We start from the raw sequence: 16,029 nt of genomic DNA on the forward strand, positions 1-16,029 counted from the left end.
GTCACCTGGTGATCCGCATCTCGACTATGGCACGGTTCACCTCGACGGAACCTGCAGCGCTGTCGAGGTTGTCGCGGTAGCTTATGTGCGTGTAGTTCGCCGCGAGCACGACATTGCTGCTCAGGGTGTAATCAAATCCAGCTCCGGCGGTCAGGTGGTAGGGGTAATCCCTGGGAAGCGTGCTGTCTAAGCGGTCCCCGGAGAGGTTCAGGTTCGCCGTCAGGTCGGAACGAAGCTCGTATCGGCCGGTAAGGCCGAAAAAGACCTTCCTCTCGACGTCGCGCGGCACCTGTTGCTCCTTCTCGTATTTCGACCAGGAGGCGGTGAAACTCGCGAAACCGCGCGGGAAGTTGCGGCTTAAGGTGGCGTAGTGGTTTATGTTCCTGGTGGAAAGCGTCTGCGGGTCCTCGGTGTACTGCACCTTGGTCCCGATAGCCGCAACCAGAAGACCGAAATCCCGGCTGGCCCCGAGGTCCCAGAAGGGGTCGCTCTTGTTCAGGCCGCTGTCGAAGGACTGCCAGTCGTAGCCTCCCTTGGCGTACAGGAAATTCCCCGTGCCGAAGTCGTATTTGAGCCCGGCGAATGCCTCGTGGCGGTCGAGAGCGTCTGCATCGGATTTAACGCGGGCGAAGCTGTAACCTGCAGAAAGAACGAGCCCGGAACTTATCTCGTGACTCCATTCGGCATAACCGTCGTGCTCCGTCTTGTCGACCCCATCGCCTCCCCAGTAGCGGGTGTCGCGGTAACGGTAACCGGTTTTCAGGGTGGAACTGTCGGAAAGATGCCAGGTTAAAAAAGGCGAGACGATGGCGTTATTCTGCAGCGTCTGATTGACGACAAGGCTCTCGCCGGTGAGGTCACGCGCCAACTCGGAGGAGACCCGGCTGTAGGTGTCGGAGAGGTCCACGTGGAAGAAGTCGTCGAAGAAGCGGAGGTTGCCCAGCATGGCGGCGCGGTGGTCGAACTGGTCGCTGCGGCTATTCTTCGCGAAATAGCGGTAGTCGACGCCGTAGGAGAGACTGGTAGTGTACCCCCCCCCCTCGGCCGACAGCGCGATGGTCGGCTGTACGCGGGTCACGAAATCCGTTTTCTCCCGGTGGGCGGTCTGGAACAGGTTGTCGTTGTACTCCTCACTGAGCGAAAGCGAAGGGGTAACGCGGAAATCGGCTGCTAGGGCCGGGGAGGTGGCCAGAACTGATGCGGCGAAAAAGGTCGCCGCGGTGCGGCGTGTCGGAAAGGTCCCTGTCATTTTTTCACCCCGATATTGCTGACTCCGTCCATCAATCGGCGCGCGAAGCTCGCGGCGGCTGGACGCCCCGCGGAGGAGAGGACCAGGCTCTCGATAGCGTAGGAGACCGTCTCCAACTGCTCCGCGATGCCGGTAACCTTCTTCTCGTTACTCTCGATGCGCCTCGAAAACTCCCCATGCATCCGCTGCATCGCTTCCTCGAAGCTCTTCAGGGCCCTGGGGAGGCGCTCACCCAGGTCCTCCTCGATAACCTCCAGGCGCCCCTCGACCCGCGCGAGCGTTTCGCCACCGGCCTCGTTCACGGGCTCTGGCGCACCAACCCGAGCGGGGAACCCCACTCCCCAATAGGTGCGCTCGAAATCGAGATCGTCGGCCACCTCGTGCGTCATCGCGGCGGTGACGGTGCGCACCTCGTCGGCGAAGGCCGCGAGCAGCAGGAAGTCGCAGATGATGTTCACGAGCCTCGGAATGCCGCGGCTGAAGCCGTGGACCAGGTCGAGCGCCTCCTCGGTGAAGACTACGGCCTCCCGGTTCCCCGCTACCTCCATCCGATGCATGATGTAGGCGGTCGTCTCGTCACGCGAGAGCGCGGTCAGGTGGCAGCTGACGCTGATCCTTTGGCGCAGCTGCATGAGTTCGGGCCCCGCCATGGTGTCGCGCAGTTCGGGCTGCCCCACGAGGACGATTTGCAGAAGCTTGTTGTGCGAGCTCTCGAGGTTTGAGAGCAGACGCACCTCCTCCAGGAGCTCCGCATCCAGGTTCTGCGCCTCGTCGATGACGAGGATCGGCGCGTTCCCCTTCGCGTACTGCTCCAAAAGGAAGTCGTTCAGGTCGCGGATCAGGGCCACCTTGTCCTTACCCGAGACGTCGAGGCCGAAGTCGTCGTTTATCATTGCGAGGAGCTGTTCGACGCTGACGCGCGTGTTGAACACCTTGGCAAGCACCACGCGCTCGTACTTCTTGCCGATCAGGTCCCTGATCAGGGTGGTCTTGCCGCTTCCCACGTCGCCGGTCAGAAGAAGGAACCCGGCCCGCTCCCTGATGCCGTAATCGAGGTAGGTGACCGCCTTTTTGTGCGACCGGGAGAGGAAGATGAAGTCCGGGTCCGGCACGAGCTCGAAGGGCTTTCTGGTGAAGTTGAAGAATTCCTCGTACATAACAGCTCCCGGACCTACTGTCCCTGCCCCTGGTAGTGCTTGTAGTAAGCGTAGCGCTCGTCATTTCCGGACTCGCACGCCGCGTTATACACGACCCCTAAAAGCCCCGGCCCCTTCACCGACTCGTACGCCTCCAGCACCTCTTCCTCGCTGGCGAGCCGTTCCATGACCACGAGCAATACCCCGTCCACGATATTGGCGAGGGCCCGGCTCTCGGCAAAGGGGAGCAAGGGAGGGGTGTCGAAGATGATGTAGCGATCCGGGTAGCGGTTTTTAAGCTCGTCCACGAGGGCGCGCATCTTCTGTGAGGAGAAAAGCTCCACCGGGTTCTCCACATGGCCTCCCGAGCGGATCAGCGAGAGCTTCCCGAGACCGGTCTGCACGATGGTGTCGGGGATCTCGGCCTTGCCGGAGAGGATGTCGGCGAGGCCAGGGCCCTGCTCGATCTCCAGGTATTTGTGCAGGGACGGGCGGCGCAGGTCTGCGTCGACCAGAAGCACGGTGTGGTCGAGCCCCTGGGCAAGGCTCGCGGCAAGGTTGAGAGCCGTGAGGCTTTTGCCTTCCCCGGGGACCGAGCTCGTCACCATGATCGAGTTTTTGAACCTGTCCCCGTCGGTGAGCTTCACGAGGACCGACTTCAGCTTTCGGTACTCCTCGGCAGCCGGTGAGTGCGGGTCGAGGATGTTGACCAGGAAGGGGTGCCTGGGCATCAGCACCCGCTCCGGCGGAACTGCCGGCGGCGCCGTGGCGACGCGCGTCGCATTCCCCGGCGGCGCCGCCGTCGCAACCTCCGTGGTGCCGCTCCCCTCTGCCGCCTCGCGGGGAGCCCCTTCCTCTCTGAGCCGTGCCGCCTTTTCCATCGCCATCTCAATTCTGCTCATAATATCCTCGCTGCCGCTCTCCCCGCTCCCGTGTCGGGACGCGGCCGGTTCGTTATCGCTAGTGCAGCATCCCCCATAGCCCCTGGCTTATCGGCGTCAGGTGGTCCAAAAGCCTGTCCATGTACGGCAGTTGCAGAAGCTCCATGACCGGGAACACCAGCAGAAGCAGGAAATAGACCGCTGCAACCGCGATGATGCGGTGTGTCCTTCTGCGCATCGTTATCGCCTGCTGCGCATCGACCATCCTCGGGACGACGGCGAGAACCGGTACCCCCAGGGCCTTCACGAAGGAGAGCTCCTTAACCGAGCCGTCGAACTGGTCCCGAAGCACCAGGAGGCCGAGACTGCCGGCGAGCCCGCCAAATATCCCCGCCAGCATGATCATGATCCGGTTCGGGCTCGAGGGCTTGACGGGCAGGACCGCCGGATCCACGATGCGGAAGGTGGTGGATTTGTCCTGCACTTCCATCTGCTTGGAGACCTCGGACTGCCCGTGCCGCGCATAGAGCTCGTCGTAGAGCTTTTTCTGATTCTCCCGCTCCACCTCGAGCTTCGCGAGCCCCGCCTTCGCCCCCGGGATACTCTGCAGGACCTCGCGGTTCTTCTGGATATGCCGGTTAAGCCCCTCCTCGACCACCTTCAGGGCCGCGACCTCGGAGTCGATCTTCGCCACTTCCTGCGGGTCGAGCGGCTGCGGCTCTCCCCCCTTGCGGGCTTTGAGCTGCTCCTGCACCGTCTCGATATCCCCCTTCACGGTGAGCACCTCCGGGTAGCTGTCCGTGTACTGCACCCGCAACTCTTCGAGCCGCTTTTGCAGGGCGATCAACCTGGACTGAAGGGGGTCGTTGGCTCGCCTGGTCACCTGGCGCATCCCCTCGAGCTGGCGCCTTCTTAACTGCAGGTCGTAGAGTTTTTGCTGGGCCGTGTTGATCTCCTCGAAGAGCTTGCCTTCGTCGATCGAGATGATCCCACCCTTCTCGCGCTTGTAGGCGTTCACCTCGCCCTCGCTCTTCTCCAGTTTCGTGTTGAAGGTCTGGATCTGCTCGGCCAGGAACTTGGTGGCGTCGTACGATTCGCCCCGCTTCGACGAGGTATTCTGCTCGATGTACAGCCGCACCAAGGTGTTCACGAAGTCGCGCGAGATCCTCGGATCGCTGTAGGCGAAGGAGATGATGAAGAGGTTGTTCTTCTCCTTGACCTTCACCGTGATGTTTTTCTGCAGATCCCTGATCAGCTCGTCATTCCCCTCCTTGCCGAGGTTCATGTCCAGGCTCTCCATCGCCTTGGTCAGAAGCGACCGGCTGGTGATGGCGTAGGTGAGTACGTTGATGGTGTCGTCCATGGAGGGGGTGACCGTGATCCCCTTCACCAGTTCGCTGATCACGTTTTTCTCGATGAACACGGTGCTCGAGGACTCGTACTTTCTCGGCAGAAGGTAGCTCACCAGAAAGACGAGGGTCATGATCAGCAGCGCCCAAAGAACGAAGCGTTCCTTGTGCCTCGTGACAAGCTGCACGTATTTCTTGTATTCAGATTCCTGCACGGCTGCCCCCTATGCCTAAAAAAATGCTTCCTTGACCAGTATGTAATCCCCGGCCTTCAGGTCGATGTTCTGGGAGAGATCCCCCTCCTTGAACAGCTTCTTCGCCTTGACCTCCAGGGAGCGGGGCTTGTCCCCCTCCTTCCTGCGCACCACCACGTCGTTTTGGTCGGCAAACTTGGTGAAGCCCCCCGCCTCCAGGATCGCCTCCATCACCTTCATCCCCTCCCGGTACTCGATGGATTTCGGAAGGTTCACCGCACCGAGAACGTAGACGCTGCGGTCGGTAAGAAGCGGAACGAACAACGAGTCGTTCGACTCGAGCTGCAGGTCCTGGCTCGTGTCCCCCTGGATAAACAGGCGGTGCAGATCGACCTTCATCTTCTGCCCCTCGCGCAAGAGGTAGGCGTTGCGCAGGTCGGCGGTCTTCACCTCCGGCAGCATGCACAGAAGCTGCAAGAGCGTCGTGCGCCTCGAGAGGTCGTAGACCCCCGCCTTCACGCCGGAACCGAAGATGTACACCTTGGAGTTGGTGATCTCGCGCACCGTGACGGTGACGATAGGGTTCTTCACCAGCTCCTTCAGCCGCCCCCCGAGGTACCCCTGAAGCTGGCTCGGGGTGCTGCCGCTCGCGGTCACCTCTCCAAGGCCCGGGACGGTGATCTTGCCGTCGGGGCGGACCCGGACCTGGAAATTCAGGTCCTTCACCCCCCAGACCGCGATGTCCAGGAGATCCCCCTCCCCGATCTGGTAATCGCCTCCGAAGAGGGCGGCGGGGAGGGAAAAAAGCGCGACCGTTATCAGTACCAGCAGTCTCAGTCTCATTGTTTCCTCCTTTTAACTCATCTTCCGCGTCCGAAAAGCACCACCTTGACCGTCTCGAAGATGATCCGGGTGTCGAGGAACACGGAAAGGTTCTTGATGTAGTAGAGGTCGTAGCGCAGCTTCTCGATGGCGTCCTGCGCCGTGGAGCCGTACGGGTAGCGGACCTGCGCCCAACCGGTCACACCGGGTTTGATGGTGTGGCGCTTGGAGTAGTAGTAGATCTCCTGCCTCAGCTTCTCAACGAACTCCGGGCGCTCCGGCCTTGGGCCTATGAAGCTCATCTCGCCGCGCAGCACGTTTATGAGCTGCGGGATTTCATCGATGCGCGAGTTGCGCAGGACGGCGCCCACCCGGGTAATGCGCGCGTCGTTTTTCTGCGCCCAGACGGCGCCGTCACGCTCCGCATCTTCGCGCATGGAGCGAAACTTGTAGAGGGTGAAGATCTTCTCCCCGAGGCCTACGCGCCTTTGCCTGTAAAAGAGCGGGCCGGGGGAGTCGAGCTTCACGGCCAGGACGACAAGGGGCAACAAGGGGGCGCTCAGCAAAAGGCCGGTCAACGACAAGAGGATATCGATGCAGCGCTTGTACACGTTGATGAGGGCGGTGCGGCGAAAGCCGCTTGAGAATATGATCCAGGAGGGGGTCATCTCCTCCAGCAAAAGCTTTTCCTGTACCAGCTCGTAGAAGGTAGGCGCGTCGAGGACCTCGATGCCGTTTAGCTTGCAGCGCATCATCTCCTGTAGAGGCAGCACGCCGCGCCGCTCGGCTAGCGCCACCACGATCACCGACGCCTTTTGCTCCCGCGCGATCTGCAAGAGATCGTCCTGGGCCGGGATGATCAACGACCGGAACCGTTCCGGGTCGTGCACCGTCTGCTCCGGGCGATGCCCCGGGTCGCACTCGAGGTAACCGGCCAGGGTGAAGGAGCCGCTTTGCGAGGTGAGAAGCCCCCCGAGCTGGCAGGCGAGGTCGCCGGTGCCGAGAATCAGGACGCGCTGGGCGAAAGGGACCTTCCTTGAGTTGACGTTGGTGAGCGCGTACCAGGAGGCCTGCAGCACCACGAAAAAACCCAACGCGAAAAAGAGGAGCCCGCGTCCAAGCATCAGCTCCGGCCAGAGGTAATAGACCACGGAGAGGAAGAAAAAGGCGGCGCATCCCCCCTGGGTGCAGGCGGCGAGGATATCGCGCTTGCGACTCTCCCGGGGGAGCGAGTATACCTCCATCAGATAAGAGGAAAAGAGGGTGACGGAGACGAACAAGACGCCACCCATCACCCCCTGTTCCGGGCGCCATTCCTGGGCCAGGACCGGGCTGCCGAAGCGCACCCCGGCAGCCAAAAGCAGTGCGGCGATGGCGAGTACCGCGTCGGTAAATATGTAAAAAGCTACACGCAGGTCCATACAGGTTCGGATTTCCTCCCCGCCGCGGGGCTCGCGCGCCGGGCATCTATTTTCTCAACTGTGCTAAAAGCGCCTGAGCCGCCTTGCGGTCCGGGTACTCTCCCATGGCAAGGGATTCCTGGAGCGCCTTCTGCGAACGGGCCAGATCCCCCGTCTGACGATAGGCAAGCGCCAGGTGGTAGCGCACCGTGGGGTTCCCCGGAGCGAGCACGGCCGCCCGCTCCAGCACTTTGACGGCATCCGCGTTGCGCCCGTTGCGGTAAAGGGCGTAGCCAAGGGTGTCGGTCACCAAGGCGTTGCCCGGATCGATGCGATAGGCCTCGAACGAATAACGAAGCGCCTCTTCCTTGCTGCCGTACCCATCGGCGCAGAGGTAGGCAAGGTTGTTGAGGGCCGGCAGGTACGCGGCATCGCATTTAAGCGCCAGCCGGTATTTGGCGGCAGCCTCTTTCTTTTTCCCGGTCGCGTCGAGGATCTCGGCAAGGGCGGTGTGGGCGGGCGCGTAGTCCGGTCTCAGCTTCGCTGCCGCGAGGTAAGCGGCCTGGGCCTTGTCGTACTCCTTCGCGGCCTTGTAGATGTTCCCTTGCGTGATGCGCACGTCGGCGCTTTTGCCGTCCGCCTGGACCGCCTGATCCGCCTCGGCCAGCGCTTCGGGTACGGAGCCCAAGTTCAGGTACACCGAAGCGAGCAGCAGGTGACCGTCTGCGGCGCCGGGCCGCTTGGCTGCCAGCCTGCGGGCGTTCTCGATCGCCTTGGCGCGGTCCTTCATGGCCGCATAGGTGGCAACCTTTAGCCTCAGCCCGCGTTCCTGGTTCAAAAGTTCCATGTCGTCGGCCACCTTGAGCGCCCTGCGATAATCCTTCTGTGCCAGGTAGATGCGGGCCTTGAAGTCGAGTGGAGCGACTGCCGACGGCAAAACTTTGATCGCCTCGTCGAGCACCTCGATCGCCTTGCCGTCCGCGCGCTTCTTCTGGTGGTAGGCAGCCAGCGCCAAAAAGGCCTCGGGCGCCTTGGTCTGAACCGCCTTCCGGTAGAAGGAGAGTGCCTCTGCTTCCTTACCGGTCAAATCGTTCAGTGCGGCAAGCCCGAGCATGGCGCGTACGTTTCTCGGGTCCTTGGCAAGCAGCGCATTGAACTCGCTGATCGCCCTTGTGTAGTCGCCGGTAGCAGCATAGTAACTGGCCAGATTCTGGTACGAGGCGGTGAAGGCGGGGTCGATTCGTTTCGCCTGTTCCAGGTTCTTAAGCCCCTCCCCCCTGTTTCCCGAGCCCAGTTGCACAGCCGCGATGGCGTTGTAGAGCGCCGCGTCCGACTTCGCACCTTTAAGCCCACCCTGCAAAACCGAAATGGCTTTTGCCGGGTTCTTCTCGCGGCTGTAGTAAGAGGCGAGCAAGAGCCTGCCCCCCGTGGCATTCGGCGCGGACTGAACCGCTGCTGCGAGTTCAACCTCCCCTTCCCGCCCTTTCCCCTTGGACAGGTAGAACGCGCCTTTCTTTAGGTGCGCCGCCACCAGCTTCGGATCGAGCCGGGTGGCGCGATCGAGTTCGCGCACCCCCTGGTCGAAAAGGCCCTGGGACATGTACGCAGTCCCGAGCATGGCGTGGGCAGCGGCATCGGATTCGTCGGCGGCGAGGACCTTTTTGATCTCGGTGATGCCGTCCTCAGTCCTTTGTTGGGCCAAAAGCGTCTGTGCCATCACGAGGCGCGCCTGGCGCGCCGACGGCATCCTGTCAAGGATGAAGCGGAACTGGCTCAGGGCGTTCTCGAATTCCCCCTTACTGTAGTAGCTAAGCCCCAAGAAGTGGTACCCGTCGGGGTTGGGAGAGAGTTTTACCGATTGCTGCAGCAGCGTGATGGCCTCGGCGTAGTCTTTGCGGTAAAACGCCACGATTCCCTTCAGACGATAGCCGTCACCGTTTTTCGGCGACCTGTCGATCATCCGCTCCGCTGCGGCGTTAGCCTGATCAAGCTCTTTTCTCTCCACCTGAATCAGCCCGAGCTTGTATACGGCCTCACTGCGGTTCGGGTCGAGCTTGAGGATCTTCTCGTAAAGGGAGACCGCCTTGTCAGTGTTGCCGGCCACCTTTTCCAGAGCAGCCAACTTGAACAAGGCCTTGAAGTTGTCCGGTTGCGTCTGGAGCAGCGTGTTCAGCATGCCCCTCGCCTGCTGAACGTCTCCCAGGGCCTGGTACACGTCGGCAAGGTACAGCTTTGTTTCAGGGCGCTTCTGATCGGCCTGAAGCGCCCGTACCAGGTAATCCCGGGCATCCTGGTACCTGTCCCGAACTACGAATGAGATGCCGAGAACCTCGAGTCCCTGGGCATCCCCTGGATGCCTGGAAAGGTACTGCTGCCCCATTGTGAAGGCCTGGTCCCCTTTTCCCATGGCGTTGCTAAGCCGTGCCAGTTCAAGCATCACCTCATCGCGGGAGGGATTCTGGGTGAGAACCTTGGCAAATTCCTTTTCCGCCTGGCTGTTTTTACCCAGCGCGGCGTAAGCCTTGCCCAACTGGTATCTCGCTTCCAGGAAGTTGCCGTCCTTGTCGAGGGCGTTTTTGAAGTAGACAACGGCCCCGGCGGGGTTGGCAGCGTCCATCTGCTTTACACCTTCGTTGTATAGGTCTTCTTTCGTCTTGCTGCCACATCCGGGTAAGACGACCAACAACGCCAGCAGCAACAAAAATAATTTCATGGGGTTCCTCCAATTCGCTCCAACAAGGGACGCTCCCATTGACTGCTCCGTAACACCAAAGGTACGACGACGCCTCTGTCGGATATTCTTACATAGCCCGGCTGTGACGCAAGCAGGTAACACTCATTTCTTGGCAGATTATAAAAAGATAATAAGTGACGGGATCTTTTTGGTAATTGCCGGGAGGTGAGGGGCCGGGTTTAGTGAAGCCTGCGACAACGTTGAGGAAGGCCCGGCTGTTAGCTACCGGGTTTGCTGCAATGTGGGGATGCACCGGCATGGCGCTCGAGACTGCCACAGAAAAACCCGCCACTGTTCCAAGCATACTGGAATCGGTGGCGGGTCATTCTTTCATCTTCCCTATTCAGGGGTCGTCAACCATCGATGACTTTGTCTAGTCCCTCTCTTCATCTTCTCCGCGGTACGGCAACTAGCTGCGTTGACGACGTTTGCCATAAATTGCCAGGCCAAGGAACCCTGCGCCGAGCAGTACTATGGTTCCCGGTTCGGGAACGGGCGGGTTACCGCCACCTTCTGCATCATGTGAGAAGGGAGCGAAGAGGTAGCTTACGTGGTTCCCGGAGAGTATGTGGTCGTACGCATCGAAGTGGACGCCACTTGCGTAACCGGTGATATCTACGGTATAGGCGTTGATCTGCCCCGGGGTGGAGAGCGTGGACAGGTCAGGTGCGGTGACGCTGAAGTCGCCTATCATAGAGTCCGTAAGGGTGAAATCGCCGAGGCCGAAGGAGACCCAACTAGTCCCAGCACCATAGATGCCGTGGCTAGGAAGCAGGCTGCCGTCACCAAGTACGGGTTGATCGCCTACACCGCTCGGGCCTACGGTCGGGGCTGAGGGCGTTGATGGATCGATAACAGGGGAAGCCGCCGTTGTCGGGGTTAAAGTGATGGTGCCGGTCTCACCGGTCTTGAACGCGGCGGACAGGAAGACGTTGGTGATAGGCTCCTTGTTTCCCCAACCTAAAACCCAGAGGGTGAAGGAATTACTGGTTGTGACCCAGGTCTCGGTTGAATCGTAAGTAGCACCAGGGATGTACAGTTGGAGAACCGGCTCAGCAAAGGCTGATGTTGAGAACATCAGCGCGGCAGCGGCTGCTAGTATCAACTTTTTCATGACCTACCTCCTTTTTTAACCTCATTTTCCTTGAAGGGACATTAAGTTGCTTTTCCTACTGCACCAGCCGTGCCATAACTCCAAGTAGCCGTTTTTACATCGGACCTATCAAACCGGCATGCCGCCTTCTGTAAGGTATCTCGACAAAGGCAGAGAGGCTTTCAGAGCGAAGTGAGCCGAAATCACGGGAAAATCCGGGTGAGGACCGCCCGACGGGAAGGCAAATAACCCGTAACAGGCCGATTCAAAAAGGATTGGCGCTTTGCGCGGAGATTCTGTCGATTTTTTTTACAAAGAGATGGACGTCCGGGAAATGGTTTTAGACGGAGGGGATAAACGTTGGAGATGTTCTTCAGTGAAGCCGAACATGGGTGTTGCAGTGGGAATCGCACATCGCGGTGATCGTGTCGCAAAAGGGAAGTGTAGGACGCCGCCGGCGTCTTTTACCGCAGCAACAATACCGCTGCCAAAGGGGCTGTTAGAAAATCCGACAGTACCACGTCGAAGCGTCCTGATAGACGGCGTTTCATGCGGCAGCGCTTCCTATGTGCCTTCTTTCCGGACCGCCGTAGGACTTTTGATGCTTCGACCTGCGAATCGGATCGATGCCGATGGTCACCCAGCCGGAAGAACGGAGAAATCTGGCAACGACACCGGCCTCTATCAGGCTGTCGAGCATGTAATCCTTCACGTAGTCGTATCTCTTGTTTGTCCAATGCACCTGAACCAGCATGACCGCCCCCCTCGAGCCACATTCTCTGTAGCTACAGGTTAAATGCAGGACTTCTGTCAATGCCCTTGCAATATTCAGACCCCGCTAAGACTGAAGGAGCCGGATGGACAGGTCACCGGTGCTGTGGTAAATACCGCCAATATGATTGATCTAGTCGCCAAATTCTTGCGTGTGGAGCGTGCTGTCATCGCACGCGTACTTCCCTTCGCCCTTTTTATGGCCTTCATAGCGCTCGAGGAAGGGTTGCGCGAGGCCACACAGCGGCAGTGGGTCACCCTGACCGACCAGTCCTTCTACCTGTTGTATCCGCTAAAGACCATAAGCGTGGCATTGCTGCTTTACGTTGTGCGCTCTGAATTCAAGGAAGAACTGCGATGGAGGGAGCTGCTGAAGCCCGCGGCTTCGTTGGCGGCCGCAGGTGCCGGGGTAATCACCTTCCTGCTCTGGATCAACGTTCAGACGACCCTGCCACTGGTGGGATCCTCGCCCGGCTTCAACCCGATGCTTCTTCCAGAGGGGGCGGTACGGCTCCTTCTAACCGCGACGCGGGTTGCGGGGGCCGTGCTCGTGGTCCCAGTGATGGAGGAGCTTTTCTGGCGCTCCTTTCTGATACGCTACCTGATCCGTCCGGATTTCCGATCCGTGCCGGTCGGGACCTTCAGTTGGGGTTCCTTCCTGATCACCACGGTCCTCTTCGGACTCGAACACCACTTCCTCCTTGCCGGTATGCTGGCAGGCGCCATCTTCAACGTCGTCCTTTACCGAACCCGAAGCCTCGCCCTTTGCATCCTCTCCCACGCCGTCGCAAATCTTGCCCTCGCCATATACGTCCTTAAAAGCGGCGCCTGGTACTTCTGGTAGCGCAGCTAGAACTGTCCCAGCACGGTGCGGGCCTGTCTCGATGAGGCGCTGAGCGGGTTCTGAGCCTGTTGGTGCGCTTCGGCAAGGCGCAGCATGTTGAGACCTTCCTGCCTCAAATCGCAGGAAACCGCCCCGAGCTCCCCGGAGAGGCCGGCTTCATGCCATGCTGCGGAAGACGTGGTTTCGGAGGAGAAGCCCGGCCCGCTGCACGGCTTGGATCGGCGCTGTTCCCGACAGGGTGGTCTGCAGCCCGGATTTCTCATGTCGCCTCCTTGAAGGGTGGGATGGGCGGGACGGCGTGCGCCGCCCCGCCTTCATGACTAGAACAGCCTGAGGATGGACTGCGCAGCCTGCGAGGAGAGGCTGAGCGAGGTGGTACCGAGCGACTGGCGTGTCTGCAGCATCAGCATGTTCGCCCCTTCTTCGTTCATGTCGGCGAGGGTGAGGTTGTCGGCCCCGGTCTGCAGCGTGTTGATCATCTCGTCGGTGAAGCTCTGGCGGGTGGTGATGATGTTCAGGTTCGCGGCGAGGGCCTGGGTGTTCACCCTCAGCGTGGAAATGGCGGTATCCATCTTCGCGGTGTCAGTGGTGATGTCAGAAACGCTCTGCCAGTTGCCGCTGGCCGTGGTGAGGCTCAGGCCGTCCGAGCTGGCCAGGAAGCCGACGACGTCGAGGGTCGAGCTGGCATCCTCATTGAAGTTCACCGTGAGCGTGTTGATCGAACTCAGGAGATTCAAGCCCCGGTACCCGGAGTCGGAGGAGATGTTGTCGATCTGGCTGCGGATGGTGTTGTACTGGTCGGCCAGCTTCGCCTGGACCGTCGTGTCGCTCGTGGAGAGGGCGGACTGGGCGACACCCTTGGCGGCGTTGATGAGGCCGGTGATGGCGGAGATGCCGGCGTTGGTCGCACTCACCGTCTGCACCGCTTCAGACATCCCGTCCTTGCGGTCGGAGAGGTCGCTCGCCCTCTGGTTCGCGTTCTGGGCTGCAAAGTAGTTGGTCGGGTTGTCGAGCGCGCTGTTCACCCTTTTCCCCGAGGAGAGTCTCTGCTGGGTGCGGTTCAGCAGCTGGCTCGTGTTCTGCAGGTACAAAAGGTTGGTCCTCATGCCGGCGGTCAAAGAGATATCACTCACTGTCATGGCGTAGCTCCTTTTCTAGGCGACCCGGCGTTCTGCCGGTGGTTTTCCAACCGATGGTCGTCGCAACGGGAAGTATCGCGGAGTGGCCGGTTCCGTGCCCCTCCCGTGCACGACATCTCTCCTTATCGACCGCGGAGAATTATAACTTAAATATTTTTAATTCGTGAATGCAAATAAAAATACAAGCGGGGTAGTGGCGAGGAGCACCCCTGGTGCGCAGGGGGCGGCTTGCGAGGGGCAGCGAAGAAGAGGACGAAAACGAGGCGCCGCACGCACGTGACGGCGCCCTAAGGACTCGAAACTACGGACTGTTTACTTGGCCTGAAAACGCACCACCGCCCCCCCGCCCGCCGCAGCCGCGGTCCCCTTGCGGCGGTTGACGCCCCCCGCGAAGTACAGGGAGCCGTACTTCCCGTAGTGGGTTACCTTCGGCGCGTACTGGAGCGCGGCGCGCTCCGATCCCGGGAGGAACAGGGCGACCGCCCCCGTTTCCGGCACGTGGCGCATCAGCACCTGGAAGAGCAGGGAGTCTGCATCCCCCTCCCCTGCCGTGCCAGGTAGTTCCGCGCCGGCCGGGATCAGGGAGCGGTCCGCGGGCATGCCGCAGATGACGAGGTCGTGGCGCGCCGCCTCCGTCGGCGTCAGTGCGGCCTCGCCTACGATGGGGGCCGTCCCCTGGGAAAGGGAGGCCAAGAAGGCGCGGAAGGTCTCCGGACGCGCCCGGCAGTCGCGCGCTACCACGCCCATAAGGCGCGTGGAGCCCTTCACGCTGTTCACCGTGGCGGGGATCTCGTCCTTGGCGAGGATCCGGAACAGGTCCGCGGCGGGATCGAGAAGCAGGCGCCCCGGAGCGGTCGTACTAGTAAGCGTGAACGGGGTCTCTTCACGCGCAGCGACCCGAACGACCTCGGTCGTCGCCCCGCCCGCCGACTCAAGGCGCAGCGGAAGATCCACGGCGAAAAACGGCGCGGACTGCCGCACCACCCCGTTCACCCGCCACCCCTTACCGTCGCGGCGCAGCGTCACATCCGCCAGCGCGAGACGCGGGCCGCCGGGACGGGTGAGCCAGGTCCTGAAAACGGATAGGTCGGCCCCGGAGCGCTCCGAGAAGGCACGCAGGAGGTCGCTCCATGAGGCGTCCCGGTACATCCGCTCCCGGGCCACCTGCCTAAGCCCCGCGAAGAAGGCTTCGTCCCCGATATGGCGCCGGATCATGTGGAACACCATGGCCCCCTTGCCGTAACCGATGGCGCGCGAGGCGGGATCGCTGCGGCTGGCAAAGGAGGTGAGCGGGAAGTCGTTTTGCGGCGTGACCAGTGAGGCGTAGTCGATGAGGAGCTGCCTGCGGTAGTCGCTCCCCTCCGCCTCCGAGCGGCGCTCCTTCAGCAGGTAGTCCGCCAGGTAAGTCACCAACCCCTCGCACCAGTTCCCCTCGGACGCGTCGACGTCGACGCCGTTGCCCCACCAGCTGTGCGCGATCTCGTGGGGAAGGCTCGTATCGGCGATGAACGGGAGCCTGATCACGGAGCCCCCCAGAAGCGTGAAGGAGGGGAAGCCGTACCCCGTCGGGAAGAAGTTTTCCACCACGGCGTACTTCTCGAAGGGGTATGGGCCAAAGAGTTCCTGGTACATGGGGAGGTACCTGGCGACGGCGTCCAGGTAGCGCGGGGCGAGTGCGGCGTTGTCGCGCGAGAGATAGCTGTAAAGCTTGATCCCTGCCACCTCCCGTTCCTCGACGAGGTAGGGTCCCGCGCAGAGGGAGAGGATCCCGACCGGCCGCGCCTCGCGCCAGACGGAGCGGGTCACCCCGCCTGAAGTCTCCCGGGAGAGGCGTGCTCCGAAGGTGACCGCCTCGATCCCGGCGGGGGCCTCGACCTTGACCGTCCGGCTTTGCGGCACCTGCTCCGGCACCGGGTACCAAAGTGCGCCCCCCCCGAGGAAGGTACCCTCTTCGCCTATGGACGCGTTCACCCCGTAGCTCGGGTCCTCGGCCGTCTGGTTGCGTGAGACTTCGTCATGGAAGCTCGCCCGCCATGAAACGGTCACCGTGGCCGCCCGGCCGGCAAGATCGAGGGTAAGAGAGCCCGAGTCGAAGCGCCAGGGGACCTTCTCCCCCCCGGCGTCTTGGACGGACTCGACGCGCGCCGCCGGGGCGAGGCCGAGCCTGGCCTGCTTCGCCACTCCGGCAAAGATGACCGTGGTCGCACCACGCAGCTCGTGCCTTGCCGGGTCGAGGGCGACCCTTATCTCCTGGCTCGCGACCTGGGGTGCCGCGCCTTGTGCACCAAGGGCGAACAGCAGCTGAAACAGCATGACCAAAAGAAAGCAAAGGAACCCGATTCCCCTCACGCTCACCTCCGGGCGCCAGGCGCCGGCTCCTCCGATGCGGGAGGAGCAATTATGTTTGTGATCTCGCA

13 protein-coding genes are annotated in these 16,029 nt (G+C 61.4%); 1 reads left to right on the plus strand and 12 read right to left on the minus strand.

The features are described 5' to 3' along the window. Nucleotide 1: 1 nt before the first annotated feature. The 9 genes from E4633_RS15785 to E4633_RS15825 all read right to left on the minus strand — a co-directional run bounded on the left by E4633_RS15785 (nt 2) and on the right by E4633_RS15825 (nt 11,612). Nucleotides 2-1,249: a TIGR03016 family PEP-CTERM system-associated outer membrane protein gene (locus tag E4633_RS15785; protein ID WP_135870354.1), complete on the minus strand. Its 1,248-nt coding sequence runs from the start codon at nt 1,247-1,249 to the stop codon at nt 2-4. Continuing rightward, nucleotides 1,246-2,406 carry an XrtA/PEP-CTERM system-associated ATPase gene (locus tag E4633_RS15790; protein ID WP_135870355.1) on the minus strand — a complete coding sequence of 387 codons (1,161 nt, stop codon included), beginning with the start codon at nt 2,404-2,406 and terminating at the stop codon, nt 1,246-1,248. The genes E4633_RS15785 and E4633_RS15790 overlap by 4 nt, the downstream gene beginning before the upstream one ends. Nucleotides 2,407-2,420: 14 nt before the next feature. Then, nucleotides 2,421-3,287: an XrtA-associated tyrosine autokinase gene (locus tag E4633_RS15795; protein WP_135870356.1), complete on the minus strand. Its 867-nt coding sequence runs from the start codon at nt 3,285-3,287 to the stop codon at nt 2,421-2,423. 58 nt (nt 3,288-3,345) lie between these two features. Then, complete coding sequence (locus E4633_RS15800) at nt 3,346-4,830, minus strand: XrtA system polysaccharide chain length determinant (protein ID WP_135870357.1); 1,485 nt, start codon at nt 4,828-4,830, stop codon at nt 3,346-3,348. A gap of 15 nt (nt 4,831-4,845) precedes the next feature. Next, nucleotides 4,846-5,652 carry a polysaccharide biosynthesis/export family protein gene (locus tag E4633_RS15805; protein ID WP_135870358.1) on the minus strand — a complete coding sequence of 269 codons (807 nt, stop codon included), beginning with the start codon at nt 5,650-5,652 and terminating at the stop codon, nt 4,846-4,848. Between the two features lie 17 nt (nt 5,653-5,669). Next, nucleotides 5,670-7,052, minus strand: coding sequence for a TIGR03013 family XrtA/PEP-CTERM system glycosyltransferase (locus tag E4633_RS15810; protein WP_135870359.1), 1,383 nt, complete (start codon nt 7,050-7,052; stop codon nt 5,670-5,672). Between the two features lie 46 nt (nt 7,053-7,098). Further along, nucleotides 7,099-9,744 carry an XrtA/PEP-CTERM system TPR-repeat protein PrsT gene (gene prsT, locus E4633_RS15815; protein ID WP_135870360.1) on the minus strand — a complete coding sequence of 882 codons (2,646 nt, stop codon included), beginning with the start codon at nt 9,742-9,744 and terminating at the stop codon, nt 7,099-7,101. Nucleotides 9,745-10,174: 430 nt separating this feature from the next. Continuing rightward, nucleotides 10,175-10,879 carry a choice-of-anchor N protein gene (locus E4633_RS15820; protein WP_135870361.1) on the minus strand — a complete coding sequence of 235 codons (705 nt, stop codon included), beginning with the start codon at nt 10,877-10,879 and terminating at the stop codon, nt 10,175-10,177. 526 nt (nt 10,880-11,405) lie between these two features. Beyond that, entirely contained in the window at nt 11,406-11,612 is a 207-nt protein-coding gene (locus tag E4633_RS15825; protein WP_135870362.1) for a GSU3473 family protein, read from the minus strand. 141 nt (nt 11,613-11,753) lie between these two features. Between E4633_RS15825 and E4633_RS15830 the strand changes: the two genes are divergently transcribed. Further along, entirely contained in the window at nt 11,754-12,473 is a 720-nt protein-coding gene (locus E4633_RS15830) for a CAAX prenyl protease-related protein (protein WP_135870363.1), read from the plus strand. A 5-nt stretch (nt 12,474-12,478) separates the two neighbouring features. Here the strand turns inward: E4633_RS15830 and E4633_RS15835 are convergent, their stop codons facing one another. The 3 genes from E4633_RS15835 to E4633_RS15845 all read right to left on the minus strand — a co-directional run bounded on the left by E4633_RS15835 (nt 12,479) and on the right by E4633_RS15845 (nt 15,961). After that, nucleotides 12,479-12,736: a hypothetical protein gene (locus E4633_RS15835; RefSeq protein WP_135870364.1), complete on the minus strand. Its 258-nt coding sequence runs from the start codon at nt 12,734-12,736 to the stop codon at nt 12,479-12,481. Nucleotides 12,737-12,793: 57 nt separating this feature from the next. Then, complete coding sequence (locus E4633_RS15840; protein WP_135870365.1) at nt 12,794-13,612, minus strand: flagellin N-terminal helical domain-containing protein; 819 nt, start codon at nt 13,610-13,612, stop codon at nt 12,794-12,796. 312 nt (nt 13,613-13,924) lie between these two features. Next, entirely contained in the window at nt 13,925-15,961 is a 2,037-nt protein-coding gene (locus tag E4633_RS15845; protein WP_246038039.1) for a M1 family metallopeptidase, read from the minus strand. Between the last annotated feature and the right edge of the window lie 68 nt (nt 15,962-16,029).

The sequence above is a fragment of the Geomonas terrae genome (genome assembly GCF_004791675.1).
Lineage (GTDB): Bacteria > Desulfobacterota > Desulfuromonadia > Geobacterales > Geobacteraceae > Geomonas > Geomonas edaphica.